The sequence below is a fragment of the Cupriavidus sp. YR651 genome (assembly GCF_900101625.1).
Classification (GTDB): Bacteria; Pseudomonadota; Gammaproteobacteria; order Burkholderiales; family Burkholderiaceae; genus Cupriavidus.
In genome coordinates this window covers 581,269-604,828 of the sequence record NZ_FMYZ01000002.1, presented here as the reverse complement: position 1 = coordinate 604,828, position 23,560 = coordinate 581,269, and the positions used below count along the sequence as shown (strand labels likewise).

The window sequence follows — 23,560 nt, the reverse complement described above, 5'->3', positions numbered from 1 at the left end:
GCATGTTAGCGTGCAGATGCCGTTCAAACGGCACGCATTTCACTCGCCTTGCCCGCTTTTTAGGCACGGGTCCCGACTCCGCCCCCGGCCGGACGCGATTTCCTCCAGCATTTGATTCAGGCCACTCCATGTCCCGTAACCAGCAGCTCTTCGACCGCGCCCAGCAGACCATCCCCGGCGGCGTCAATTCGCCCGTGCGGGCCTTCCGTTCCGTGGGCGGCACGCCGCGCTTCATCACCCGCGCCGAGGGCGCGTACATGTGGGATGCCGACGGCCAGCGCTATATCGACTACATCGGCTCCTGGGGTCCGATGATCGTCGGCCACGCCCACCCGGACGTGGTCCGCGCCGTGCAGGACACCGCCGCCCACAGTTTTTCGTTTGGCGCCCCGACCGAGGCCGAGATCGAGATGGCCGAGGAAATCTGCAAGCTCGTGCCGTCGATCGAGCAGGTGCGGCTGGTGTCGTCGGGCACCGAGGCGACCATGAGCGCCCTGCGCCTGGCGCGCGGATTCACGGGCCGGGACCTGATCATCAAGTTCGAGGGCTGCTATCACGGCCACGCCGACAGTCTGCTGGTCAAGGCCGGCTCCGGCCTGCTGACCTTTGCCGATACCACCCAGAACGCGCCCTCGTCCGCCGGGGTCCCGGCCGACGTCACGCGCCACACGATGGTGCTGGAGTACAACAACGTCGCCCAGCTGGAAGAAGCGTTTGGCCGCCACAAGGGTGAGATCGCCGCCGTGATCGTGGAACCGGTGGCCGGCAACATGAACCTGGTGCGCGCCAGCGAAGCCTTCCTGAACAGCATGCGCAACCTGTGCAGCGAGCACGGCGCCGTGCTGATCTTCGACGAAGTGATGACGGGCTTCCGTGTGGCGCTGGGCGGCGCGCAGGCCCACTACGGCATCCGGCCGGACATGACCTGCCTGGGCAAGGTGATCGGCGGCGGCATGCCGGCCGCGGCCTTTGGCGGCCGGCGCGACATCATGGCGAAGCTGGCCCCGCTGGGCGGCGTCTACCAGGCCGGCACGCTGTCCGGCAACCCGCTGGCCGTGGCCGCGGGCCTGACCACGCTCCGGCTGATCCAGGCGCCCGGCTTCTACGAGCAACTGACCGCCCAGACCCGCAAGCTGGCCGACGGCCTGACCGCCGTCGCGCGCGCCGCCGGCGTGCCGTTTGCCGCCGACGCCATTGGCGGCATGTTCGGCCTCTATTTCCTCAACACCGTGCCGACCAGCTTTGCCGAGGTCACCCAGGCCGACGTCGGCCACTTCAACCGCTTCTTCCACGCGATGCTCAACGAGGGCGTCTACCTGGCGCCATCGGCCTTCGAGGCCGGCTTCGTCTCGGCCCGGCATGACGACGCCATCATCCAGACCACGCTGGACGCGGCAGCCCGGGCCTTCGCGACGACGTAAGTTCGTACGGCAAGACCGCGCGGAGGCTGAGCAGCAAATCCGCGCGGTCGACCCTCACGGCAAGCCCCCGCAGGTTCAGCTTCCCCCACGGGCGGGCCACGCCGCGCAGCGCTCGCGCGGCCCGCCCGTGGCGGTTCCCGGTTCTGGCTCAGGCCGGGACCGCCCGCACCGCCTCTAGGTCGTCGACCAGCGCCGCCAGCCGGTCCGCCAGCGCGGCGGACGCCGGCGTCATCGGCGTGCGCAATGCGTCGCGCAGCCAGCCCTGCCGTGCCAGCAAGGCCTTGACCGGGCCGGGATTGGGCTCGGCGAACAGTGCCTGCACCAGCGGCATCAGCGCATGGAACAGCCGCCGGGCTTCCGCAAGCCGGCCCTCTGCCACGGCCCGCCAGATCGCCACGAACAGGTCCGGCCGGCAATGTGCCGACGCGATGATCGCGCCCTGCCCGCCCAGCGCCAGCGTGCCCAGCAGCTGGTCATCCTCCCCCGCCAGCACCGCCAGCCGTCCATCGGCGATCAGCGCCTGCGTCGTCCGCGCGTTGCCGCCGCAATCCTTGATCGCGACGATATTGTCGTGGTCAGCCAGTGCCAGCAGCGTATCCAGGGTGAGCGTCGCGCCGGTGCGGTATGGAATGTCATAGAGCACCAGCGGTGCCCGGGAGCGGTCGGCCAGCCAGCGGAAGTAGTCGCGCAAACCCTCCTGCGAGGGCCGGATGTAATACGGCGCGGGCGCCAGCACGCCGGCCAGGGGGCGATCGCCAAACCGCTCCAGCCGCGCCAGCACGTGGCCAAGGTGGTTGCCCGCCAGACCCATCATGACGGGCAGGCCACCCGCGGCCTCCAGCACCGTGTCGAGCACCGCCAGTTGCTCGGCTTCGTCGAGCGCGGCCGCTTCGCCGGTGCTACCGCAGACCACGAAGCCGGCCAGGCCGGTGCGCCGGTAGTGATCCACCATCCGCCGCAGTGCGGCGTGGTCGACGTCGTCGTGAAGAAAAGGGGTCACCAGCGGCAGCCAGATGCCGTGGCAGGAAGTCTGCATGTCTTGCATGGAATTGCTCCGGATCGACCGATTCGGAAACCGACGGATGCACGGCGGAGCAGGACGCGGGGAAAACGGGAGGAAAGAGAAAGGCCAATCACCCGACTTGCCGGTGCTGTTCCGTCGCCCATCTGACGGAACAGCACGCTCCGGTCAGATGAGCGACTGTTTTTTGGCTTTGGCGCGCGCGGCCAGCCCTGCGCGACCCGTGACGAAGACGGTCACGGGCGCGATATCGATCAGGGGAAGGCAAGCTGGCTGGCGCGGCATGGCGTCAATCTACCGGCCCGCGCCATGCCCGGTCAAGCCGGCTTGCATGGCTCGCAAATGCCACCGGCGTCGCAATGGCCCTGCGCTACACTTGGGAATTGCCGAGCCCGGCCATCCCAGGAGCCATCGATGCGCGCTGCCACCCCATCCCTGCCCGCCTTGTTCCGCTGGCTGGTCCTCGCCATGCTGGCCAGCCTGCTGTCGGCCTGCGGCTACAACGACTTCCAGTCCAAGGACGAAGCCGTCAAGGCAGCCTGGGGCGAAGTCGTCAACCAGTACCAGCGCCGCGCCGACCTGATCCCGAACCTCGTCGCCACCGTGAAGGGCTATGCCAGCCACGAGCGCGAGACGCTCGAGGCCGTCACCAAGGCCCGCGCGCAGGCCACGAGCATCCAGGTCACGCCCGAGACCCTCAACGACCCGGAAGCCTTCGCGCGCTTCCAGCAGGCGCAGGGTCAGCTGACCAGCGCGCTGTCGCGACTGCTGGCGGTGTCCGAGAACTATCCCCAGCTGAAGGCCGATGCGGCGTTCCGCGACCTGCAATCCCAGCTGGAAGGCACCGAGAACCGCATCACCGTGGCGCGGCAGCGCTATATCGCGGCGGTGCAGGCGTACAACGTGCTGGCGCGCAGCTTCCCGACCAATCTCACGGCAATGGTCTTCAAGTATCCGGTCAAGCCGTCCTTCACGGTGGAGAACGAAAAGGCCATCTCCGCCCCCCCCGCCGTCAAGTTCTGACGCCCGCCATCATGCGCACGTTCATCGCCCGCCGCCTGGCCACGCTGCTGTGGCTGGTGGCGATGGTCCTCGCGCTCCCCACCTTCGCCATCGCCGCGGATGGCTTCGTCGCGGTGCCCCCGCTCACGCAACGCGTGACAGACCTGACAGGCACGCTGTCCGCCGACCAGCGCTCCGCGCTGGAAAACGTGCTGGCGGAGTACGAGCAGCAGCGCGGCAGCCAGATCTTCGTGCTGATGGTGCCGACCACGGACCCCGAGACGATCGACGCCTACAGCATCCGCGTGGCCGATGTCTGGCGCGCGGGCCGCAAGGGCATCGACGACGGCGTGATCGTGCTGATCGCCAAGAACAACCCGCCCGGGCTGCGCAAGATGCGGATCGAAGTGGGTCGCGGCGTGCAGGGTTCGCTGACGGACGCGATGTCCAACCGCATCCTGCAGGAAGTGATGGCACCGCATTTCAGGCAGAACGATTTCTATGGCGGGCTGGCCGCCGGGGTCTCGGCCATCCAGGCCACCATCGACAAGGAAGGGCTGGCCGGACCGGACCGCACTCGCCGGCAGGCGTCGTCGGGGGTTGGCGACTGGCTGCCGGTTCTCTTTCCGCTAGCGATCATCGCGTTCTTCTTTCTCTCCGCAATGATGCGACGCGGCCGCAGCCCGCAAATCGTCACCGGCCGGCGCGGCTGGCCGACCACCACCGCAGGCGGCCTCGGCGGCCTGGGTGGCTATGAGATTGGCCGCCAGTGGGGACGCGGCGGTGGCGGCTTCGGCGGGGGCGATTTTGGCGGCGGGGGTGGAGGTGGCGGAGGCGGTGGATTCAGCGGCGGCGGGGGCGGTGGCTTTGACGGCGGCGGCGCCTCCGGCAACTGGTGACAGGAACCACGATGACATCGACATCGGGCAGGCAGAAGTCTCTCAAGCGCGCGCTGCGGCATCTCGGCACGTCGTCGGCAATTGCCCGCAAGGCGTTTCCGGCCGAGGCGCAACACCAGCTGCAGGTGGCCGTGCATACGGGCGAGCAACATCACCGGGGAGAAGTGCGCGTGGTGATCGAGGCCAGCCTGCCCGTCGACCATGCCTGGCGCGGCGTCACGCCCCGCGAGCGGGCGCGGACGCTGTTCGGCGCGCTGGAGGTGTGGAATACGGAAGACCACTCCGGCGTGCTGCTCTATATCAACCTGGCCGACCACGCCATCGAGATCCTGGCCGACCGGGGCATCGACGCGCGCGTCAGCCCGGGCGCCTGGACGGGCATCTGCACCGACCTCGCCGACGGCCTGGCCCGCGACCTGTCGGTACGCCCCGTGCTGGTCGCGGTATCGCGCATTCACGCGCTGCTGACCGAGCACTTCCCGTCGGGCGATGGCTACAACCCCAACGAACTCGACGACCGGCCCATCGTGCTGTAGGGCCGGGGCCTGACGCGGTCAGGACTTCTTTTCCATCAGGTACCAGATCGCCGCCAGCACCTGCGTCAGCACCAGGCCGGCCCACACGCTCAGGTGCGCGGCCACCGGATAGTGGCCGCCCGTCGTCGGGAAGAAGTCCAGCACAAACCCGATGCCAAGCTGGAACGCGAAGGTCGCCAGGAACACCGTCAGCGTCATGGCCGTCGTGGCCCGTCCGATCAGCGCATCCGGAAAGCGTCGCGCCAGCATCGCGTAGGTAAGAATCCCGCTGGAGCCAAATACGCCGTACGCCGCCCACAACAGCGGGAGCGGCAGGAACGACAGCCGGGCCATCAGCAGCAACTGGACGACGATGAAACTCATCATCCCAAAACCGGCAAATGCGTAGAGGCTGATCCCGCGACGCTCCAGATGGCGCGCGGCCCAGCCCGCACCCACGCAACCGGCCATCATCGCAAAGCCGATCACCGACACCATCCGCGCGCCCTGCGTGGACGTCAGGCCCTGCACATCGCGCATGAACGCGCTGACCCACAGCGTCTGCACGGCCAGGAAGATGCCCTGGTTGAGCAGCGTCAGCGGCACCACGCGCCAGAAGCGCTCGCTGCCGAGGATCTGTCGCGTGCCGCGCCATTGCTCGGCAAAACTCTCCTTGCCCACGCGCTTCACGTCCGGCACGCCAAACCACAGCAGCACCGCCATGCCGAAGGACACCACGGCCATACCCGCGCTGACCGTGCGCCAGTCCGTCCACGACAGCAGCCACGACAGCGGGCTGCCGACGACCACCGCCCCGAGCCCGCCGATGGCCATCACCAGCCCGTTCAGCAACGGCATGCGCGACAGCGGGAACCACATCGACAAGGCCTGGATGGCGGCGCCCAGGCATACCGACACGCCCACGCCGATCATCGCGCGCCCCGCCGCCAGTCCGGCCATGCCGGGCGCCCAGGCGAACACGAACGATCCGGCCACGGCCAGCAGCAGCAGAGCCGCCTCGGTACGGCGGGGGCCAAAGCGATCCAGCAGGATGCCCGCCGGCAACTGCGCGCAGGCAAACCCGAGGAAGTAGAAGCTGGTGAGCAGGCCGAGGTCGCCTGCCGTCAAACCCAGCTCACGCGTCAGATAGGGGGCGAACCCGAGATTGACCCCGCGGAAAATATAGGAAACCAGGAAGCCAAGCGAAAACACCGCCAGCACGCGCCAGCGGGCGCCGGAAGCGTGGTTGGGCTGGGCCGCCATGGCGGTCTGGGTTGCGGTTGTTGCGTTCATGCCCTGCATTGTCGTCACCAGCGTGGTGCATGACCAGCGAAAGATACCCGCGAGAATTGTGAGTAGAATTTGACGATCATGCCTCCCCGCCCCCCACGCCTGCACCCTCACCTGCCCCCGCTCCAGGCGCTCCGTGCGCTCGAAGCCGCCACGCGCCACCGCAGTTTCACGCGCGCGGCGGAGGAGCTCGCGCTCACCCACAGCGCTATCAGCCATCATGTTCGCGGGCTGGAGGACAACCTGGGCACCAAGCTGTTCCAGCGCACGGGCCTGTCGATGACGCCCACCAGCGCCGGCATGCGGCTGGCCGAGCAGGTGCGCGCCGCGCTGGACCAGCTCGAATCCGCGCTGCGCGAGGCCAGCAACACCGCGGGGCCGCCCGTGGTCAGGCTGCAGGTCAGCGTGATGGCGGACCTGGCCAACGCCTGGCTGATCCGCCGGTTGCCCAGCCTGCATGCGCTGGCGCCGGAACTCGATCTGCATCTGCGGCTGCACGCCGACATATCGCCGCCCGACCCGTACTCCGTCGACGTCGGCATCTGGCACCAGCGCGTGGACCTGCCCGGTTTCGCGTGCCACAACCTGATCGAAGACGATGTGATCGCGGTGGCCAGCCCGTCCCTGCTGGCCCAGTACCCCGGCTTCACGGTGGCCGACCTGCCGAAGCTGCCGATGCTGCGGTTTGCGCTGCGGCCCTGGCGCGACTGGCTGCTGCTGGCCGGCCTGCCCACCGACGAACCCGAGCGCGGCCCGATCTTCCAGGACGCCGGGCTGATGCTCCAGTCCGCCGTGGCCGGGCTCGGCGTGGCCACGGCGCGTACCCAGCTGGCCCACGACTACCTCGCCAGCGGCCAGCTCGTGCAGATCGGCACCACTCGCATCCCGTCCAGCCTGCACTACTGGGTCACATGGCGTGAAGGCAATCCGCGCGAAAAAGCGATCCAGCGTTTCCATGCCTGGCTGCGCGAACAGGTGGCGGAGTCTGTATCGCCCCCGTCACCCTGATCCTCATCGCGCTAAAACCGTGCCAGGCGGGGTTGTAACCTGGTGTAACCGGATACTGTATGAAGCGCTTCAGTTGCGTAACCAGAAGCGCCTTCTCGCCCCCCACGTTTCAGACCTGCAACCATTCGTCCTGACAGCTCGCGCGGTGCGATTTTTGCCCTCCTCTCCATCGCCTGGATGACACGTTGTGGCGCCTGAGAGCCATCTCAAAATGGCCTCGTCCAGAAGGATGACCCTGGCATCGGCCATCGCAACGGCCTGATCGTGCACTACCGCGCATTCATGCGTCGGGGTGCATACAACCATGCATCGACACTTCCCGGCCATCCGGCAATGCCAGACGGATGAGCTTGAGCGAATGCGCGTTATCAGGCGCTCCATAAATGCAACGTTTTGGTCTTGGTGGCCCTACCCCGTGGCAACCCTGCCTCGCTGTTCGCATACATCACTTTTTCACCTGTTTGGTACGTCTCACACGGCACAAAGCCATGTAAGCGATACAAAACACCGGGGCAAAGTGCGCTATCGAGCCTGCACAGATCCAGATACATCTGGTTACACAGTCTCGGAAACGACGCATCCCGAAAAACCCACCCCCATATAAATCAACGACTTAACCCCCGTGGCACGTTCGTCGCTCTATGTCCCGCAACCACGGCAAGCCCGTAGGTCCTGCGACAGACAGGATCCCGGAGGCGCCAGATAACAAGTGGGACGGGAAAAGGGCGAGACATCCGTCAGACCCAGGGGGAGGAAAAGGACCGCCACGCTGCAGTGGCGGTCCGGGCGGTCCGGCACCCGCTGGAACGTCCGAGTGAGTTGCAGCACTTTCAGGCGCGGGTCGATCCCTGGAGAGGTTCGGATCGGTCAGCGGGCAACCACAAAGTGCCATGCCGCGGGGAGCGGCGACGCATCGGATGCAAGCAAGGGCCCATCTCGGTTGGGTCCTTGCCCCTGAGCCAGGTGGAACCGGCAAGACGTCACGGCAGTGACAGCTATCCGGTTTGGCCTCGGCCGGTTTCCGGCCGAAACCTTGTGCCCGATCTCCAGCGGGCGCTTTTTTCCACAAACCATGACGTGAAGGAGAAGGACATGAACACCATGTTCAATGGCATCAAGCGTTTTGTGCGTGAAGAAGACGGCGCAGCCGGCGTGGAATATGCCCTGTTGCTGGCCTTCGTAGCCCTGGTGATGGTGACCTATGGCGGCACCGTCAAGACCGCCGTTGGCACGATCTGGAACTCGGTCGCCACTGCGCTCGCCGCCGCCTGACCCGCGCTGGCACCCCGGACCGGCCCAGTGCGCCTGGGGCCGGTCCGGCCAGATTCCAAAACACAACCACCAGCAGGATAGCGCCATGACCATCGTGATAGCCCTCGCCAATCTGAGCCTGGTCGCCATGGTGACGATTGCCGCGGTGTGCGATGCACGCACGCGGCGCATTCCGAACTGGCTGGTGGGTTGCGGACTCGCCATCGCGCTGATGGCACAGATCGCAACGCAGGGGTTGGCAGCCGGCGGCATTCAATGGCTTGGCGGTACCGCGACGGGAATGGGCCTTTGCCTCGGCATCTATGTGCTCGGTGGCATGGGTGCAGGGGACGTGAAGCTGATGGGTGCGGTCGGCGCCTTTATGGGGCCGTTGGGCGGTGCCCACGTGGCAATCGTGAGTTTTCTGGCAGGAGGCGTGCTGGCCGTCGTCGCCATCCTGCTGCGCAAGGAGTCGCGGCGCGCCGCGGCGGGTGTCTCGGCGCTGTTGCTGTCGCTGCCGTTCGGCACCAGGGTGGCGTCGGCCGGGCAAAGCGAGCCCGGAGAGCCGGCCCTGGCGTGCGCCGCGCCGAGACTGCCCTACGCGATCGCCATCGCGGCGGGCACCTTGCTGGTGAAGTGGCAGGTGTTCTGAGTGCCGCCGCAAGGCGACGCAGGGCGATTGCAGCGCGCACGGCCAGGCCGGGCGCCCAACCAACGCTGAAGAAGGTCCCGGCGCAGTGACAAGAGGGATCAGGAACGGGGGAAATTGTCATGCACGAAAGTAGCCGCATCCACGCGCGGCACGGACAGGCCAGGGCCTGCGCCGCGCCGCATCGCCAGCGCACACCGTCGCGCGACGCCTGGCCCCAGCCGGCCACGAGCCGCCGCCCGCATCGCCACCAACGCGCCGACGACCGGCGTACCGGCCGCCCGGCCATTCCAGTCCTCTGCCGCCGTGTCGTGGCGCACCGGGCGTGGATGAATTTCTGAACGAGGGAGGACCTGGAAATGAAAAACGTGCGAATCCTGTTCATGCTGCTAGTGGCGACGGTCGCCGGCCTGGCCGCCGTCATGCTGGCCTCGCGCTGGCTCCTGCAGCAAGGCAGCAACGGCATCACCAAGGTCGCAGTGGCCGCGGCCGACATCAGCCTGGGCCAGCAGATCACGCCAGACATCGTCAAGCTCGTCGACTGGCCCGCATCCAGCCTGCCGCCGGGGGTCATCACCGACCAGCACGCGCTCGATGGCCGCGTGGCCAGGACCAGCCTCTCGCGCGGCGAGCCAGTGCTGGAGTCGAAGCTGACGCCGGTGGGCACCAAGGGCGGCCTGTCCGCGGTCATCGCCGACGGCAAGCGCGCCATCACCGTGCGTGTGAACGACGTGGTGGGCGTGGCGGGCTTCGCCCTGCCGGGCAGCTTCGTCGACATCATCGTCAATACCCAGAAAGACAAGGACATCAAGGGCGGCACCACGGCCGACCGCAACGAGCAGTCCATCTCCAAGATCGTGCTCGAGAAGATCCTGGTGCTGGCCGTGGCGCAGGAAGTCAACCGCGATGAGACCAAGCCCAAGGTGGTGAACGCCGTGACGCTGGAGGTCTCGCCCGAAGAGGCGGAGCAACTCGACCTGGCGCGCAGCGTGGGCACGCTCTCGCTGGTGCTGCGCAACCAGATTGACCCGCGCCCCGCGCTGACGGCTGGCGCCACCAAGAACACGCTGCTCAAGGAACCCGTCATCGCGGTTGCCGCACCCGTGACCAGGACGGTACAGGTGGTGCGGCGCGTCTCCGAGAAAAGGTTTGCCGGCACATGCATCGGCGTCATCAGCGGTACGCAACACAATCAGGAATGCTTCTGAAACAAGAGGGAGTGCGCGCCGAAAGAAGCAGGCCATTCCGGTAACTGCTCTCGGCACAGCACGACCCATCCGGGGGATCATCATGGACCGAGTCACCGATCTTTGCGGCGTGCCGCGCCGTCTGTCACCGCAACTCCAGGCCACCGCGCTCGCGGTCGCCGTACTGGGCGCCCTGTGGGGCGGCACCGTCCAGGCCCAGGCCGGCGTGGAAGCGGCTATCAACACCGCCAACGCCGCCGCGCCGGGCAAGCCGTTGCGCCTGGCCGCCAGTGGCCCTGTGCAGCTGACCATCGGCGCCGATGCCGGCAGCGCGAACCGCGACGCCCCGCCCGCCCGTGGCCCGAACTGCGCGGGCCCCATCCGCGAACGCCGCGAGGTGGCGGTGCCCGTGGGCAAATCCGTGATGGTGGACTTGCCCGAGCCCGTGAAGGGCCGCACGCTGGGCAACCCGAACGTGGCCCAGGCCATGCTGGTGTCGCCGCAAACGCTCTACGTGCTGGGCCAGGAAGTCGGCAGCACCAACATGATCGTCCAGGGCCGCAGCGGCTCGTGCAGCGTGATCGACGTCGTCGTCGGGGCCGACCCGGGCGGCCTGCAGGCCACGCTGCGCGACCTGCTGCCAGAAGCCCGGCGCGTGCGGGTATCGTCCGCCGCCGACAGCCTGGTGCTGAGCGGCACGGTGTCCGATTCCGTGCAGGCCCAGAAGATCCTCGATATCGCCAACGCCTTCGTGATCCGCCAGACCCGGGGGCCGGCGCAAACGCAGCAGGGTGGCATGCTCCAGCCGCCGCCGGCGCCCAACAACCCGTCCACGGCCGGCATGCCGCTACGCAGCCCCCGCATCATCAACATGATGGTGGTCGAGGCCCCGCAGCAGGTCATGCTGGAGGTCAAGGTGGCGGAAGTGTCCAAGAGTCTGATCGATCAGATGGGCTCCGCCGTCAACCTGAACAGCGCCTTTGGCAGCTGGAGCTTTGGCCTGCTGGCCAATTTCCTCTCGGGCGCGAGCGATCTGCTAACGTTCAGCAAGGCCAACAATCTGCCGCTGAAGTTCGCGCTGGACGCGCAAAAAGGCGATGGTCTGGTCAAGATCCTGGCCGAGCCAAACCTCATGGCCATCAGCGGGCAGGAGGCCAGCTTCCTGGCCGGCGGCAAGGTCTTCATCCCGGTACCGCAGAGCTTTGGCGGCACCGGCACCACCATCGTCCTGCAGGAAGAGACCTTCGGCGTGGGCCTGCGCTTCACGCCCACGGTGATGGAGAACGGCCGCATCAACCTGAAGGTCGCGCCCGAGGTGTCGGAGCTGTCGCCCACGGGCGTGGCGCTGACCGCGCCCAATGTGGCCGGCACGTCGATCCTGCCGCTGATCAATACGCGCCGGGCCTCCACCACGTTGCAGGTTTATGACGGCCAGAGCTTCGCGATCGGCGGGCTGATCAAGAACAACGTCACAGGCAGCATCAAGGGCCTGCCCGGCGTTGGCGACCTGCCCGTCGTCGGCGCGCTGACGCGCAGCACCAACTTCCAGCAAGACCGCACCGAACTGCTGTTCGTGGTCACGCCGCGCCTGGTCAAGCCGCTGCCGCCGAACTATCCGATGCCCACCGACACCTTCGGGCCGCCCATCCCCGGCGAGGTCTACCTGAACGGCAACATGGAAGGCCACCCGGCGCGTCCGGCCGCCGCCCCGCTGCCGGCCGGCACGCTGCCCGCCCCTGCCTCGGCCACGCCGGCCGTCGCCCCGGCGCCGACGACGAGCACCCCGGTGCCGTCCGCCGCCACCCTGGCCGCCGCCGAATCACCGGCCGCCACACCTGCCGCCGACCGCTGAGCCGACGCCACGATCAAGGAGCCCATCATGACGATCCACTCCATCCCCGCGCGTGTGCGCCGCCCGGCCACCCTGGCAGGCCTGCTCGCCACCATTGCCGCACTCGCCGGTTGCATGTCCACCACGCCGGTCTACGACGCGCATTTCGGCGAGGCCGTGCGCACCGTGCGTGCCATGCAGACGCTGAATCCCGATGCATCGTCGAACACCAATGCGGTGGCCGGCATCGACGGCCGGGCGGCCACGGCCGCCATGGACCGGTACAACACGCAGTACACGAAGCCGCAGTCCGACATCAACGCCTTCACCATTGGCGTGGGCGCGTCGGGCGGACTCAACGCAATGGGCCGGTAAGGCTGCGCGGCGCGCGACGGGCGCACCGCATGACGCTTCCAGGAGCAGGCAATGGCCAAGATCGCCGTAGTATCCGCCGATGATTCGCACCTGCAGTATGTCGCGGGGCTGATCGCGCAAACCGCCAACCACGTCGTGCAGCGCACACGGGCCACGCCGGCGCTGGCGCTGGCGCAGCCGGGGCTCACGCTGGGCACCGACCTGCTGATTCTCGACGCGCCGGACTTCGGCGCCGACGACATCGCCCAGTTGCGCCGCGTCACGTCCGAGCATCCGGAAACCCTGTGCATGCTGCTGACCGAGAGCCCCTCGGCCGACGTGCTGATGCGCGCCATGCGCGCCGGCGTGCAGTGCGTGCTGCCGTGGCCACCCGACGCCCAGGAGTTTCGCGACGAGCTGCAGCGCTGCACCAGCCACGCACTCAGCACCGGCCGGGGCGATGGCCAGGTGCTGTCCTTCATCTCGTGCAAGGGCGGCAGCGGCACCACGTTTACCGCGGCCAATTTCGGCTACGTGCTGGCGGCCCGGCATCACAAGCGCGTGCTGCTCGTCGATCTGAGCCAGCAATACGGCGACGCGGCCTTTCTGGTGACGGACCAGACCCCGCCCGCCGCGCTGTCGGAGGTCTGCAAGCAGATCGAGCGGCTCGACGCGGCGCTGCTCGATGCCTGCGTGACCCACGTCTGCCCCCACTTCGACGTGCTGCCCGCCGCGGGCGATCCCGTCAAGGCGGGCGCGGTCAAGGCCGCGCACCTGGAGCGCATCCTGGCCGTGGCCCGCCAGCAATACGACGTGGTGATCTTCGACGTCGGCCAGGACATCAATCCCGCCTCGATCATGGTGCTGGACCACAGCAACCTGATCTACGCAGTGCTGCAACTCAACCTGTCGTACCTGCGCGCCGGCCGGCGGATGCGTGACATCTGCCATTCGCTGGGCTACCACGCCGAGCGCCTGCGCCTGGTGATCAACCGACACGACAAGCACGCGCCCATCGACCTGCGCACCATGGAAGAGTGTTTCGGCATCCGCGCCAGCCACGTGCTGCCGCACGATCCGGGCCCGGTACGCGACGCCGCCAACCAGGGCGTTCCCGTGCTGCAGCTGGCGGAGTCCAGCGCCATCGCGCGCGCACTGTCCGACATGGCGCGCCAGCTCTATCCCGAAGCGGCGCCCCGCCGCGACAGCCTGCTGCGCAAGCTCTTCGGCCAGGCCAGCCAGGTGCCGGCGCCGGCGCGCGCATAACCGATCCGAGTGGAGCGCATCATGTCATTGCGAGAGCAACTCTTCCAGCAGGCGGGCGAAGCCCTGCCGCAGCGCGTCGCCAAGGCGAACGGGGCGGTCACCCAGGCCTACCAGCAGCTGGCGATGGAAATCCACCAGACCATTGTCGACCGCGTGGAACTGAGCCGGCTGCAGCACCTGACGCCAGAGCAGGTCAAGCGCGAGCTGGCCCAGTTGGTGGAACGCATCATCGACGAGGGCAACCACCCCGTCAACGAATCGGAGCGCCGCCGGCTGGTCTCCGACGTGCAGGACGAGATGCTGGGCTATGGCCCGCTTGAGCCCTTGCTGGCCGACCCGACCATCTCCGACATCCTGGTCAACACCGCCAAACAGGTGTATGTGGAGCGCCGCGGCAAGCTGGAACTGACCGACGTGACCTTCCTCGACGACGCCCACCTGCTGCGCGTGATCGAGAAGATGGTGTCGCGCATGGGCCGGCGCATCGACGAATCGAGCCCGATGGTCGACGCCCGCCTGCCGGATGGCTCGCGCATCAACGCGATCATCCCGCCGTCGGCCATCGACGGTCCGCTGCTGTCGATCCGCCGCTTCGCCGTGAATCCGCTGCAGGTGAAAGACCTGATCAATCTCTGCACGCTGACGCCCGAAATGGCGCAACTGCTGGAGGCGATGGTCCAGGCCAAGCTCAACATCCTGATCTCCGGCGGCACCGGCAGCGGCAAGACCACGCTGCTCAACATCCTGTCGGGGTTCATCCCCATCGATGAGCGCATCGTGACGATCGAGGATGCCGCCGAACTGCAACTGCGGCAAGACCACGTGCTGCGCCTGGAGACCCGCCCGGCCAACATCGAGGGCCGCGGCGAGATCACCCAGCGCGCGCTAGTGAAGAACGCGCTGCGGATGCGCCCCGACCGCATCATCCTGGGCGAAGTGCGCGGTGCGGAGGCGCTGGACATGCTGCACGCGATGAACACCGGCCACGAGGGCTCGCTGGCCACCGTCCACGCCAACACGCCGCGCGACGCGCTGACCCGCCTGGAAAATATGATCAGCATGGCCGGGCTGTCGTTGCCCACGCGCACCATGCGCCAGCAGATCACGTCGGCGCTGTCGGTGGTGGTACAGGTGTCGCGGCTCACGGATGGCCGCCGCAAGCTGGTCAGCGTGCAGGAGATCACCGGCATGGAAGGCGAGATCGTCAACATGCAAGAGATCTTCACGTTCCGCCGCAAGGGCGTAGAGCGTGACGGCCGCATCCGCGGGCACTTCTGCGCCACGGGCGTGCGGCCGAAGTTCTGCGAGCGGCTGCAGGCTTTCGGCATCCACCTTCCCGAGACACTGTTCGACCCCGCCGTGCTCCACGAGGTCTAGGAGAAGATCATGAACACCACGATGATCGGTTTCGCGCTGTCGGTGTTCGTCGCGATCGCGCTGGGCCTGCTGGGGGCCTACCAGTGGTGGAACCAGCACCACAGCCAGCGCGCGCGGCGTTTCAGCCATCGCGTGGAAGCCGCGCTGCTCAACAGCGCGGGCCACGGCCAGGACGCCGGCATCCTGAAGCAGCGCGTGCTGAGCGACTCGCCCACGTTCGCGCGGCTGCTGCGCCGCCTGCCGCGCGTCCACAGGCTGGACCTGATAATGCTGCAGTCGGGGCTGAACTGGTCGGTTGGGCGCTTCCTGGCGCTGACGCTGGCCATGCCGGTCATCGTCGGCATCGGGCTGTTCTCGCTCCACCCGCCCGGACTGGCGGTCGCGCTCATGGCCGGCGCCGCGGCCTCGCTGCCATTGCTCCATGTGCTCAGAAGGCGCGGCAAGCGCCTGGCCAGGCTCGAAGCGCAACTGCCCGAGGCGTCCGACATGCTCAGCCGCGCGCTGCGCGCCGGCCACTCGCTGCCAAGCGCGCTGGACATGGCCGGCCAGGAACTGCCGGCGCCCATCGGCACCGAGCTGTCGCTGGTCTTCAGCGAGGTGAACTACGGCATCTCCATGAACGACGCGCTGGCCGGCCTGACCGACCGCGTGCCGATCGAGGACCTGCGCTACCTGGTGATCGCCGTGCTGATCCAGCGCGAATCGGGCGGCAACCTTGCCGAGATCCTCGATAACGTCGGCGCCCTGATCCGCAAGCGGCTGCAGTTGCTGGACAAGGTACGCGTGCTGTCGGCCGAAGGCCGGCTCGGTGGCTGGATTCTGACGCTGCTGCCGGTGGTGGTGGGCGGCATCGTGTTCCAGATCAATCCGGAGCTGATGTCGACGCTCTGGACCGATCCGGCTGGCATCCAGATGCTCTGGTATTCCGTCGCCATGACCTGCGTGGGCATCATCTGGATGCGGCAGATCGTGCGCATCCATGTGTAGGCGCCCCCAAGCTACCGAGGCGGGAACTGATCCCGGACCACCATGCCAATCACCACGATCCTCCTGTTTGCCGCGACATTCGCCATCGTCTTCGGCGCCGTCTGGGTGGCCATGTCCGTCATGCGGCCAAGCACCGTGCAACGGCGTCTGGGGCAGATCCAGCGCGAGATCCCGGGCGCCGTGCCCCAGGACGACAATCGCGAATGGCTGCGCCAAATCGAGCGGCTGGCCCGGCCGCTGGCCCAGCTCTCGTTGCCGAAGGAAGGCTGGGAGAACTCGGCGTTGCGCACGCGCTTCATCCACGCCGGCTGGCGCGCGCCGGAGGCCATCCCCTTCTACTTCGGCGTCAAGACGCTGCTCGCCGCCGGCTTGCCGATGATCCTGTGGCCGGCGCTGGTCGGCCGCTTCGATGCCAGCCAGCACTCCGAGTTCATGACCCTGCTGTTCGGCTCGGCGGTGATCGGCTTCTACCTGCCCAACTTCGTCCTGCGCTTCAAGGTGAAGCGCAGGCAACGCGACATCTTCGAATCGTTCCCTGACAGCCTGGACCTGATCATGGTCTGCGTGGAAGCCGGGCTTGGCCTGGACGCCGCCATCCTGCGCGTGGTCGAGGAAATGCGGACGGCGCGACCCGCCATGGCCGAGGAATACGAACTACTCACGCTGGAGTTGCGGGCCGGGCTGCCGCGCGAGAAGGCGCTGCGCAACCTGGCCGCCCGCACCGGCGTGGAAGACGTCAGCATGCTGGTGGCGATGCTGATCCAGGCGGACCGCTTCGGCACCAGCGTGGCGGATTCGCTGCGCGTGCATTCCGACATGCTCCGCACCAAGCGGCACATGCTGGCCGAGGAACGCGCCGCCAAGATCGGTACCAAGATCCTGTTCCCGCTGATCTTCTGCATCTTCCCGTCCCTGTTCGTGGTGTTGCTCGGACCCGCCGCCATCCAGGTCATCACGGCGCTGCGCTCAGTTACCGCCAACTAGCGCTGCCTTTCGCAGGAGCCATCATGCGTCGCTTCGCCAATCGTCACGGGGCACATCCCCGCCCACAGCCCCATCGGGTGGCCGGTGCCGCCGCCGTCGAGTTCGCGCTGATCTTTCCGCTGATCCTGTTCATCATCTTCGGCGCAATCGAGTTCGGCACCGCGCTCTACGACAAGGCGGTGATCACCAATGCCAGCCGCGAGGCAGCCCGCGCGGGCGTGGTGCTGAAATCGCCACCAATGACCAGCACCCAGATCAAGCAGGTGGCGCTCAACTATTGCCAGAACAAACTGGTCACCTATGGCGCGGCGGCCACCTGCACCTTTCCGCTCACGGTCACGCCATGCGCGTCCACGGGCACGGCGCTGACGGTGCAGGTGGCGTACACCTTCAACGGCCTGCTGCTGGGCCCGCTGATCCGCCCCTTTACCGGCGCGCTCACGATCAACGCGCTGACCACCATGCTGTGCGAATGACCGCGCCAGCGGCCTTTGCTTCCCATCCGCTCATCCAGAAGAGGGACGCCATGCCAACACACAAGATCCTGCCGGGCAGCCGCTACCAGCGTGGCGCGGTCGGCATCATGATGCCGTTCATGCTGATCTCGGTGCTGTCCGTCGGCGCGCTGGCCATGGACGTCGCGCACCTGGTCATCGTGCGCAACGAACTCCAGAACGCCGCCGACGCCGCCGCCCTGGCCGGCGCCGCCGGCCTGTACCCGGCCAACCCTAATCCGGCCTGGACCAACGGCGTCACCAAGGGCACCAATGCCATCGCCCTGAACAAGGCTGCCGGCACGACGCTGGCCACCGGCACAGTGCAGGCCGGCTACTGGAACCTGACCGGCACGCCGGCCGGCTTGCAACCGCAAGACATTACGCCTGGCACCAATGACGTGCCCGCGGTGCAGGTAACCATCAGCCGCAGCGCCGGCAACAACGGCGGCCCCGTCGCCACGCTGCTGGCACAGGTCTTCGACGGCGGGGCCAAGGGCACGACGGCCACGGCGGTGGCCGTGCTTGCCGCGCCAGGCATCATCGGCAACGGCGGCCTCTTTCCCGTGGCGTTGAGCCAGTGCCTGTACAACTACTACTGGAACAGCGCGACCAACCAGCCGAAGATCGACCCGGCCACCAACAAGCCCTACCTGTTCCGCATCGGCTCGGCGTACCACTATGGGCTGTGCGAGTCGGGCCAGTGGACTACCTTCAAGTCCACCGACAACAGTGCCACCGCCACCCGCGACCTGATCCTCAACGGAAATCCCGCGCCCGTGGCGATCGGCGACCAGATCTGGATACAGGACGGCACCAAGACGTCGAACTACAACTTCATCACCGTCAACAAGGACTACGTGATGCCGGTGACCAATTCGCTGAACGCCGGGTCGCTGGGCCCGATCACCGCCTTCGCCGCGTTCCACGTCACCGCCGCAGTGGGCGGCAGCGGCAAATACATCGAAGGGTATTTCATCCCCAACTACAAGGTCACCAACAGCGGCGGCGGCGTGGGACCGTACTACGGGGCTTACGTCCCGCCGCGCCTGGCGAAATGACGCGGACAGGAGCCAATGGCACGATGGCGCCGCCCCTTTTGGGGGGGAGCTGACCGCCCCAGGCGTGATTGGCCCCTCACGGTGCCCCCCATGAAGCACCGCCGAGGCCCCCTTGGCTCCTCTTTTGCAGCCCGGTCTTGACCGGGCTGTCTTTTTTTTGAAGAATCGGTCGCTAGCCACCCCGGCACAGGCGACGCCCCGCCTCACGGCATCTGGCGCGCCCGCCGCCACGACGCCCCGTCAGGAGCCCCCATGAAGCTGCGCGTCCTCAGCGATATCCACCTGGAACACGACACGCCCGAGACGGTGCCGGACTGCGCCGCCGATCTCGTCATCCTGGCCGGCGACATCGCCAATGGCCGCGACGGCATCGACTGGGCCGCGCGCACCTTCGACGTGCCCGTGGTCTACGTGCCCGGCAATCACGAGTACTACGAAAGCAACTTCGACGCGGTGGATCAGCAAATGGCCGAGGCCGCCGCCGAATGCCCCAACGTCGCGCTGCTCAACGGTTCCGTGGCCGAGTTTGCCGATAGCGACGGCCGGCCGGTCCGCGTGATCGGCACCACCTGGTGGACCGACTACTGCCTGTACGGCGCCGATCGTGCCGGCGAAGCCATGCAGGCGTGCGCCGGCGTGATGGTGGATCATCGCCTGATCGAGACGGCCGATGCCGAGGGCCATTGCCGGATCTTCACGCCCGCCGACGCGCTGGAGCGCCACCGCGCCGCCACCGCCTGGCTGGCGGACACCCTCGCGCAGCCGTTCGACGGCAAGACCGTGGTCGTCACGCACCACGGCCCCGACCTGGGCAGCCTGGACCCGCGCTACGCGCACGACATCGTCTCCGCCGGCTTCCTGTCGCGGCGCCCCGATCTGGTGGCGCAGGCCGACCTCTGGATCCACGGCCATACCCACACAGGCTTCGATTACTGGATCGACCATTCACGCGTGGTCTGCAATCCGCGCGGCTATATCTCGCGCCGCACCGGCGTGCCAGAGAATGCGGCGTTCGACTGGATGCGCGTGGTCGAGGTTTGAGGGATCTGATCGCAGGTCATCCGGGGTCTGGCAGCCTTGGAGGCGCTATCAAAATGAAGCGATAGCGGTTCTGGCTAGGGCGAAGCAGGGGTTTCGGATCGCACGCGATCCGCCTGCGTAGCGGCATGCGCCTGCCGGCGCATGCGCGCCCTGCAAGGGCGCGGCCGCAGACAGTACAAGTGGTACGGCAAGCGGGTGTGACAAGCCCGGCAACGACGCCAGAATCATTTTGATAGTGCCTCCAAATGAAAAAACCCCCGCGGGTTCGCACCCGCGGGGGTCTTGTCAGACAGGCTGAATGGCTTCAGCAGTCCGGCATCAATTACATCATGCCGTCCATGCCGCCCATGCCGCCCATGCCGCCCGGCATTGCCGGAGCGGATTCTTCCTTCGGCGATTCGGCCACTGCGCAGTCCGTGGTCAGCATCAGCGATGCGACCGAAGCGGCGTTCTGCAGCGCGGTGCGGGTCACCTTGGTCGGGTCCAGCACGCCCATTTCCACCAGGTCGCCGTACTCGCCGGAGGCAGCGTTGTAACCGTAGTTACCCTTGCCTTCGATGACCTTGGCCACCACGACGGAAGCTTCTTCACCAGCGTTCAGCACGATCTGGCGCAGCGGCTCTTCCATGGCGCGCAGCACGATCTTGATACCGGCGTTCTGGTCGGCGTTGTCGCCGTTCAGGCCAGCGATCGCAGCGCGGGCACGCAGCAGGGCCACACCGCCGCCGGGGACGATACCTTCTTCCACGGCTGCGCGGGTCGCGTGCAGTGCATCTTCCACGCGGGCCTTCTTTTCCTTCATTTCGACTTCGGTGGCAGCGCCAACCTTGATCACGGCAACACCGCCGGCCAGCTTGGCCACGCGCTCTTGCAGCTTTTCACGGTCGTAGTCCGAGGTCGCTTCTTCGATCTGCGCGCGGATTTGCTTCACGCGGGCTTCGATGTTGGCAGCGTCGCCGAAGCCATCGATGATGATGGTGTTTTCCTTGCCGATCTCGATGCGCTTGGCCTGGCCCAGATCGTTCAGGGTCGCCTTTTCCAGCGTCAGGCCGACTTCTTCAGCGATCACGGTACCGCCGGTCAGGATGGCGATGTCTTCCAGCATGGCCTTGCGGCGGTCGCCGAAGCCCGGAGCCTTCACGGCGGCGGTCTTCAGGATGCCACGGATGTTGTTCACCACCAGGGTCGCCAGGGCTTCGCCTTCGACGTCTTCAGCGATGATCAGCAGCGGGCGGCTCGACTTGGCCACTTGCTCCAGCACCGGCAGCAGGTCACGGATGTTCGACACCTTCTTGTCGAACAGCAGCACGTACGGGCTGTCCAGGGCAACAACCTGCTTTTCCGGGTTGTTGATGAAGTACGGCGACAGGTAGCCGCGGTCGAACTGCATGCCTTCCACGACTTCCAGCTCGTCGGCCAGCGACTTGCCGTCTTCCACGGTGATCACGCCTTCCTTGCCGACCTTGTCCATGGCTTCGGCGATGCGCTCGCCGATGGAGTTGTCGCTGTTGGCCGAGATGGCGCCAACCTGGGCGATTTCCTTGCTGGTGGTGGTCGGCTTGGACAGCTTCTTCAGCTCTTCCACGGCAGCGCCGACAGCCTTGTCGATGCCGCGCTTCAGGTCCATCGGGTTCATGCCGGCGGCCACGAACTTCATGCCTTCGCGCACGATCGACTGGGCCAGCACGGTAGCGGTGGTGGTACCGTCACCGGCGTTGTCGCTGGTCTTGGAAGCCACTTCCTTGACCATTTGCGCGCCCATGTTCTGGAGCTTGTCCTTCAGTTCGATTTCCTTGGCCACGGACACACCGTCCTTGGTCACGGTCGGGCCGCCGAAGCTGCGCTCCAGCACCACGTTGCGACCCTTCGGGCCCAGGGTCACCTTCACTGCGTTGGCGAGAATGTTCACGCCTTCGACCATCTTGGCACGGGCGGCGTCGCCAAACACTACGTCTTTTGCTGCCATGTTCTGATTCTCCTGAATTCGGTTCGGTGGACGCGTGGATTACTTGTTGACCACGGCCATGATGTCTTCTTCGCGCATGACCAGCAGTTCCTGGCCATCCACCTTCACGCCCTGGCCGGCGTACTTGCCGAACAGCACGCGATCACCCACCTTGACGTCGAGGGCGATGTTGTTGCCCTTGTCATCCTTCTTGCCGGGGCCGATGGCGAGGACTTCGCCTTGATCGGGCTTCTCGGCAGCATTGTCGGGAATCACGATGCCGGATGCGGTCTTGGTTTCATTGTCCAGACGCTTCACGATCACACGGTCGTGCAGAGGACGCAGGTTCATACGGACTCCTAATACAAAAAGTGAGTTTTGATTCACAAATGGCCGTCAAAGTGGGACGGCCATCGGGTTTTCGGGGCACCGCGAGGGCTGTTAGCACTCACCCCCAGCGAGTGCTAATTATAGGGACGGGGGTTCGCGTTTTCAAGACGACACCTGAATACGGGTTTTCCCGAGGCCCCACGAAAGAGGGTGTCGGGATGCATGGGAGATTGCCCGGTTTCCATGTTTCGACTATATTCGAATCATGGAAACCGATAACGCCCTTGAAGCGCTTGCTGCGCTCGCTCACGCCGTCCGCCTGGCCGTGTTCCGCCTGCTCGTGCAGGCCGGACCAGAGGGCCTGCCTGCCGGGCGCATCGCCGAACTGATGGAGATGCCAGCGTCGTCCCTGTCCTTCCATCTGAAGGAACTGCACCGGGCCGGCCTGCTGGCCAGCCGCCAGGACGGCCGATCCATCATCTACATGGCTCGATTCGAGACCATGAACGCCTTGATTGGCTATCTCACGGAGAACTGCTGCGGCGGGAATCTGTGCTCGCCAGTCACCGGCTGTGCTGTTCCCTCGGAGTCCCAATCATGAAGCGCTTCCACGTTCACGTCAGCGTGACCGACCTGTCGGCCAGCATCCGTTATTACTCCGCGCTGTTCGCCGCCGAGCCGAGCGTCGTCAAGGACGACTACGCGAAATGGATGCTCGAAGACCCTCGCGTGAACTTCGCCATTTCCGCACGCGGCGCGGCGCCCGGTGTGGACCACCTCGGATTCCAGACCGACGACGCCGCCGAACTGGCGGAACTGAAGTCGCGCGCCGAGGCGGCCGACATGGCGCGGCTCGACGAAGGCGAGACGACCTGCTGCTACGCCCGCAGCGACAAGTATTGGCTCACCGATCCGCAAGGCATCGCGTGGGAACACTTCCACACGCTTGGCAATGTGCCGGTGTACGGGGAGTCCCGGCAGGTCGAGGCCACGCCGGCGGAATCCGCATGCTGTGCCCCGCGAGCCCCGAAGGGAAAGCCCATCGGCGTCGCGGTCACGTCCAAACCCGTCGCCCTCCAGAAAGCCGAGCGGGACATCGGAACGAGCTGACCGCATCTCGCTCGCCAGACCCCTATCTTTTTAGCTGCCCCCATGACCACTAACGTCCTGATTCTCTGTACCCACAATTCCGCACGCAGCGTGCTCAGCGAAGGCATGCTGAACCATCTTGCGAAGCAATTTGGCCGCGACGTGCGCGCCTACAGCGCCGGCAGCTCGCCAAGCGGCCGCATCAACCCGTTCGCCATCGACGTGCTACGCGAAGCCGGGGTCGACGTAAGCGACTTCCGTAGCAAGAACTGGGACGAATTCGTCGCCGAAGGCGCGCCCAAGATGCGCGTTGTCATCACTGTCTGCGATAGCGCCGCCGAGGAGGAATGCCCCTATTGGCCCGGCAGCCCGGTCAAGGTCCATTGGGGCTATCCGGACCCGTCGAATACGGAAGGCGGAGACGACAAGAAGCGGCTCGCGTTCGAACTGACGCGGCAGGCCATCGCCTACCGGATGCTGCAGTTGCTGCTGCTGCCGATCGATGAGATGACCGACGCGGAGTTGCAAGAAACTCTGCAGCGTCTCGCGCGGAGCTAG

General features: G+C 66.7%; 25 protein-coding genes. 21 read left to right on the top strand and 4 right to left on the bottom strand.

Features of this window, described 5'->3' with window-relative positions; all coding sequences use genetic code 11:
- Nucleotides 1–128: 128 nt before the first annotated feature.
- Complete coding sequence (gene hemL, locus BLR29_RS08955) at nucleotides 129–1,421, top strand: glutamate-1-semialdehyde 2,1-aminomutase (RefSeq protein ID WP_092136344.1); 1,293 nt, start codon at nucleotides 129–131, stop codon at nucleotides 1,419–1,421.
- Between the two features lie 148 nt (nucleotides 1,422–1,569).
- On the opposite strand, the gene dapA is transcribed toward hemL, so the two are convergent.
- Nucleotides 1,570–2,466 (bottom strand): 4-hydroxy-tetrahydrodipicolinate synthase, encoded by an 897-nt coding sequence (dapA, locus tag BLR29_RS08950; RefSeq protein WP_092136342.1) that lies wholly within the window; start codon nucleotides 2,464–2,466, stop codon nucleotides 1,570–1,572.
- A gap of 390 nt (nucleotides 2,467–2,856) precedes the next feature.
- Between dapA and BLR29_RS08945 the strand changes: the two genes are divergently transcribed.
- Genes BLR29_RS08945 through BLR29_RS08935 form a run of 3 tightly spaced genes read left to right on the top strand, consistent with a single transcriptional unit; the run spans nucleotide 2,857 to nucleotide 4,879 of the window.
- Complete coding sequence (locus tag BLR29_RS08945; protein WP_092136340.1) at nucleotides 2,857–3,465, top strand: LemA family protein; 609 nt, start codon at nucleotides 2,857–2,859, stop codon at nucleotides 3,463–3,465.
- A gap of 11 nt (nucleotides 3,466–3,476) precedes the next feature.
- Nucleotides 3,477–4,343 carry a TPM domain-containing protein gene (locus BLR29_RS08940; protein WP_092136338.1) on the top strand — a complete coding sequence of 289 codons (867 nt, stop codon included), beginning with the start codon at nucleotides 3,477–3,479 and terminating at the stop codon, nucleotides 4,341–4,343.
- A gap of 11 nt (nucleotides 4,344–4,354) precedes the next feature.
- Nucleotides 4,355–4,879 carry a TPM domain-containing protein gene (locus BLR29_RS08935; protein WP_092136336.1) on the top strand — a complete coding sequence of 175 codons (525 nt, stop codon included), beginning with the start codon at nucleotides 4,355–4,357 and terminating at the stop codon, nucleotides 4,877–4,879.
- A gap of 18 nt (nucleotides 4,880–4,897) precedes the next feature.
- Here the strand turns inward: BLR29_RS08935 and BLR29_RS08930 are convergent, their stop codons facing one another.
- Nucleotides 4,898–6,151: an MFS transporter gene (locus BLR29_RS08930; protein ID WP_255371145.1), complete on the bottom strand. Its 1,254-nt coding sequence runs from the start codon at nucleotides 6,149–6,151 to the stop codon at nucleotides 4,898–4,900.
- Nucleotides 6,152–6,229: 78 nt separating this feature from the next.
- Here BLR29_RS08930 and BLR29_RS08925 point away from each other — a divergent pair, with 78 nt between their 5' ends.
- The 14 genes from BLR29_RS08925 (at nucleotide 6,230) to BLR29_RS08865 (ending at nucleotide 19,638) form a co-directional block, all read left to right on the top strand.
- Nucleotides 6,230–7,156 carry a LysR substrate-binding domain-containing protein gene (locus BLR29_RS08925; protein WP_092136708.1) on the top strand — a complete coding sequence of 309 codons (927 nt, stop codon included), beginning with the start codon at nucleotides 6,230–6,232 and terminating at the stop codon, nucleotides 7,154–7,156.
- 1,092 nt (nucleotides 7,157–8,248) lie between these two features.
- Entirely contained in the window at nucleotides 8,249–8,428 is a 180-nt protein-coding gene (locus BLR29_RS08920) for a Flp family type IVb pilin (RefSeq protein WP_369804572.1), read from the top strand.
- Between the two features lie 85 nt (nucleotides 8,429–8,513).
- Nucleotides 8,514–9,059: an A24 family peptidase gene (locus tag BLR29_RS08915; protein ID WP_092136332.1), complete on the top strand. Its 546-nt coding sequence runs from the start codon at nucleotides 8,514–8,516 to the stop codon at nucleotides 9,057–9,059.
- Between the two features lie 119 nt (nucleotides 9,060–9,178).
- A complete protein-coding gene (locus BLR29_RS31860; RefSeq protein WP_143018421.1) occupies nucleotides 9,179–9,397 on the top strand; it encodes a hypothetical protein in 219 nt (72 codons plus the stop codon).
- Nucleotides 9,398–9,415: 18 nt separating this feature from the next.
- Nucleotides 9,416–10,264 (top strand): Flp pilus assembly protein CpaB, encoded by an 849-nt coding sequence (gene cpaB / locus BLR29_RS08910; RefSeq protein ID WP_092136330.1) that lies wholly within the window; start codon nucleotides 9,416–9,418, stop codon nucleotides 10,262–10,264.
- Nucleotides 10,265–10,346: 82 nt separating this feature from the next.
- Nucleotides 10,347–12,095 (top strand): type II and III secretion system protein family protein, encoded by a 1,749-nt coding sequence (locus BLR29_RS08905; protein ID WP_092136328.1) that lies wholly within the window; start codon nucleotides 10,347–10,349, stop codon nucleotides 12,093–12,095.
- 27 nt (nucleotides 12,096–12,122) lie between these two features.
- Nucleotides 12,123–12,449, top strand: coding sequence for a hypothetical protein (locus BLR29_RS08900; RefSeq protein WP_092136326.1), 327 nt, complete (start codon nucleotides 12,123–12,125; stop codon nucleotides 12,447–12,449).
- Between the two features lie 51 nt (nucleotides 12,450–12,500).
- Nucleotides 12,501–13,694, top strand: a complete 1,194-nt coding sequence (locus BLR29_RS08895; protein ID WP_092136324.1) for an AAA family ATPase — start codon at nucleotides 12,501–12,503, stop codon at nucleotides 13,692–13,694.
- 21 nt (nucleotides 13,695–13,715) lie between these two features.
- Nucleotides 13,716–15,071 (top strand): CpaF family protein, encoded by a 1,356-nt coding sequence (locus BLR29_RS08890; protein ID WP_092136322.1) that lies wholly within the window; start codon nucleotides 13,716–13,718, stop codon nucleotides 15,069–15,071.
- Between the two features lie 9 nt (nucleotides 15,072–15,080).
- Complete coding sequence (locus BLR29_RS08885) at nucleotides 15,081–16,058, top strand: type II secretion system F family protein (RefSeq protein WP_092136320.1); 978 nt, start codon at nucleotides 15,081–15,083, stop codon at nucleotides 16,056–16,058.
- A gap of 42 nt (nucleotides 16,059–16,100) precedes the next feature.
- On the top strand, nucleotides 16,101–17,042 hold the full coding sequence (locus BLR29_RS08880) for a type II secretion system F family protein (RefSeq protein ID WP_092136318.1): 942 nt from the start codon (nucleotides 16,101–16,103) through the stop codon (nucleotides 17,040–17,042).
- Nucleotides 17,043–17,065: 23 nt separating this feature from the next.
- Entirely contained in the window at nucleotides 17,066–17,518 is a 453-nt protein-coding gene (locus BLR29_RS08875; protein ID WP_092136316.1) for a TadE/TadG family type IV pilus assembly protein, read from the top strand.
- A 50-nt stretch (nucleotides 17,519–17,568) separates the two neighbouring features.
- Complete coding sequence (locus BLR29_RS08870) at nucleotides 17,569–18,597, top strand: TadG family pilus assembly protein (RefSeq protein WP_255371144.1); 1,029 nt, start codon at nucleotides 17,569–17,571, stop codon at nucleotides 18,595–18,597.
- Nucleotides 18,598–18,849: 252 nt separating this feature from the next.
- Complete coding sequence (locus BLR29_RS08865; RefSeq protein WP_092136314.1) at nucleotides 18,850–19,638, top strand: metallophosphoesterase; 789 nt, start codon at nucleotides 18,850–18,852, stop codon at nucleotides 19,636–19,638.
- A 322-nt stretch (nucleotides 19,639–19,960) separates the two neighbouring features.
- Here BLR29_RS08865 and groL read toward each other — a convergent pair whose 3' ends face one another.
- Together groL and groES are read right to left on the bottom strand one after the other, a co-directional pair.
- Complete coding sequence (gene groL / locus BLR29_RS08860) at nucleotides 19,961–21,604, bottom strand: chaperonin GroEL (protein WP_092136312.1); 1,644 nt, start codon at nucleotides 21,602–21,604, stop codon at nucleotides 19,961–19,963.
- A gap of 39 nt (nucleotides 21,605–21,643) precedes the next feature.
- Complete coding sequence (gene groES / locus BLR29_RS08855) at nucleotides 21,644–21,934, bottom strand: co-chaperone GroES (protein ID WP_008644494.1); 291 nt, start codon at nucleotides 21,932–21,934, stop codon at nucleotides 21,644–21,646.
- A gap of 244 nt (nucleotides 21,935–22,178) precedes the next feature.
- Between groES and BLR29_RS08850 the strand changes: the two genes are divergently transcribed.
- From BLR29_RS08850 to BLR29_RS08840, 3 genes are read left to right on the top strand one after another with little or no spacing between them, the layout of a single operon-like run.
- A complete protein-coding gene (locus BLR29_RS08850) occupies nucleotides 22,179–22,514 on the top strand; it encodes an ArsR/SmtB family transcription factor (protein ID WP_092136310.1) in 336 nt (111 codons plus the stop codon).
- On the top strand, nucleotides 22,511–23,023 hold the full coding sequence (locus BLR29_RS08845; protein ID WP_092136308.1) for an ArsI/CadI family heavy metal resistance metalloenzyme: 513 nt from the start codon (nucleotides 22,511–22,513) through the stop codon (nucleotides 23,021–23,023). The genes BLR29_RS08850 and BLR29_RS08845 overlap by 4 nt, the downstream gene beginning before the upstream one ends.
- 42 nt (nucleotides 23,024–23,065) lie before the next feature.
- Nucleotides 23,066–23,560, top strand: a complete 495-nt coding sequence (locus BLR29_RS08840) for an arsenate reductase ArsC (RefSeq protein ID WP_092136306.1) — start codon at nucleotides 23,066–23,068, stop codon at nucleotides 23,558–23,560.

What these genes read in the sequence shown, in the direction of transcription:
- BLR29_RS08920 (WP_369804572.1), top strand. Translation starts at nt 8,249, where the DNA reads ATGAACACCATGTTCAATGGCATCAAGCGTTTTGTGCGTGAAGAAGAC.
- BLR29_RS08930 (WP_255371145.1), bottom strand. Translation starts at nt 6,151, where the DNA reads ATGAACGCAACAACCGCAACCCAGACCGCCATGGCGGCCCAGCCCAAC.
- BLR29_RS08875 (WP_092136316.1), top strand. Translation starts at nt 17,066, where the DNA reads ATGCGTCGCTTCGCCAATCGTCACGGGGCACATCCCCGCCCACAGCCC.
- cpaB (WP_092136330.1), top strand. Translation starts at nt 9,416, where the DNA reads ATGAAAAACGTGCGAATCCTGTTCATGCTGCTAGTGGCGACGGTCGCC.
- groES (WP_008644494.1), bottom strand. Translation starts at nt 21,934, where the DNA reads ATGAACCTGCGTCCTCTGCACGACCGTGTGATCGTGAAGCGTCTGGAC.
- BLR29_RS08945 (WP_092136340.1), top strand. Translation starts at nt 2,857, where the DNA reads ATGCGCGCTGCCACCCCATCCCTGCCCGCCTTGTTCCGCTGGCTGGTC.
- BLR29_RS08880 (WP_092136318.1), top strand. Translation starts at nt 16,101, where the DNA reads ATGCCAATCACCACGATCCTCCTGTTTGCCGCGACATTCGCCATCGTC.
- dapA (WP_092136342.1), bottom strand. Translation starts at nt 2,466, where the DNA reads ATGCAAGACATGCAGACTTCCTGCCACGGCATCTGGCTGCCGCTGGTG.
- BLR29_RS31860 (WP_143018421.1), top strand. Translation starts at nt 9,179, where the DNA reads ATGCACGAAAGTAGCCGCATCCACGCGCGGCACGGACAGGCCAGGGCC.
- BLR29_RS08890 (WP_092136322.1), top strand. Translation starts at nt 13,716, where the DNA reads ATGTCATTGCGAGAGCAACTCTTCCAGCAGGCGGGCGAAGCCCTGCCG.
- hemL (WP_092136344.1), top strand. Translation starts at nt 129, where the DNA reads ATGTCCCGTAACCAGCAGCTCTTCGACCGCGCCCAGCAGACCATCCCC.
- groL (WP_092136312.1), bottom strand. Translation starts at nt 21,604, where the DNA reads ATGGCAGCAAAAGACGTAGTGTTTGGCGACGCCGCCCGTGCCAAGATG.
- BLR29_RS08845 (WP_092136308.1), top strand. Translation starts at nt 22,511, where the DNA reads ATGAAGCGCTTCCACGTTCACGTCAGCGTGACCGACCTGTCGGCCAGC.
- BLR29_RS08840 (WP_092136306.1), top strand. Translation starts at nt 23,066, where the DNA reads ATGACCACTAACGTCCTGATTCTCTGTACCCACAATTCCGCACGCAGC.
- BLR29_RS08935 (WP_092136336.1), top strand. Translation starts at nt 4,355, where the DNA reads ATGACATCGACATCGGGCAGGCAGAAGTCTCTCAAGCGCGCGCTGCGG.
- BLR29_RS08895 (WP_092136324.1), top strand. Translation starts at nt 12,501, where the DNA reads ATGGCCAAGATCGCCGTAGTATCCGCCGATGATTCGCACCTGCAGTAT.
- BLR29_RS08865 (WP_092136314.1), top strand. Translation starts at nt 18,850, where the DNA reads ATGAAGCTGCGCGTCCTCAGCGATATCCACCTGGAACACGACACGCCC.
- BLR29_RS08905 (WP_092136328.1), top strand. Translation starts at nt 10,347, where the DNA reads ATGGACCGAGTCACCGATCTTTGCGGCGTGCCGCGCCGTCTGTCACCG.
- BLR29_RS08885 (WP_092136320.1), top strand. Translation starts at nt 15,081, where the DNA reads ATGAACACCACGATGATCGGTTTCGCGCTGTCGGTGTTCGTCGCGATC.
- BLR29_RS08925 (WP_092136708.1), top strand. Translation starts at nt 6,230, where the DNA reads ATGCCTCCCCGCCCCCCACGCCTGCACCCTCACCTGCCCCCGCTCCAG.
- BLR29_RS08915 (WP_092136332.1), top strand. Translation starts at nt 8,514, where the DNA reads ATGACCATCGTGATAGCCCTCGCCAATCTGAGCCTGGTCGCCATGGTG.
- BLR29_RS08870 (WP_255371144.1), top strand. Translation starts at nt 17,569, where the DNA reads ATGCCAACACACAAGATCCTGCCGGGCAGCCGCTACCAGCGTGGCGCG.
- BLR29_RS08900 (WP_092136326.1), top strand. Translation starts at nt 12,123, where the DNA reads ATGACGATCCACTCCATCCCCGCGCGTGTGCGCCGCCCGGCCACCCTG.
- BLR29_RS08850 (WP_092136310.1), top strand. Translation starts at nt 22,179, where the DNA reads ATGGAAACCGATAACGCCCTTGAAGCGCTTGCTGCGCTCGCTCACGCC.
- BLR29_RS08940 (WP_092136338.1), top strand. Translation starts at nt 3,477, where the DNA reads ATGCGCACGTTCATCGCCCGCCGCCTGGCCACGCTGCTGTGGCTGGTG.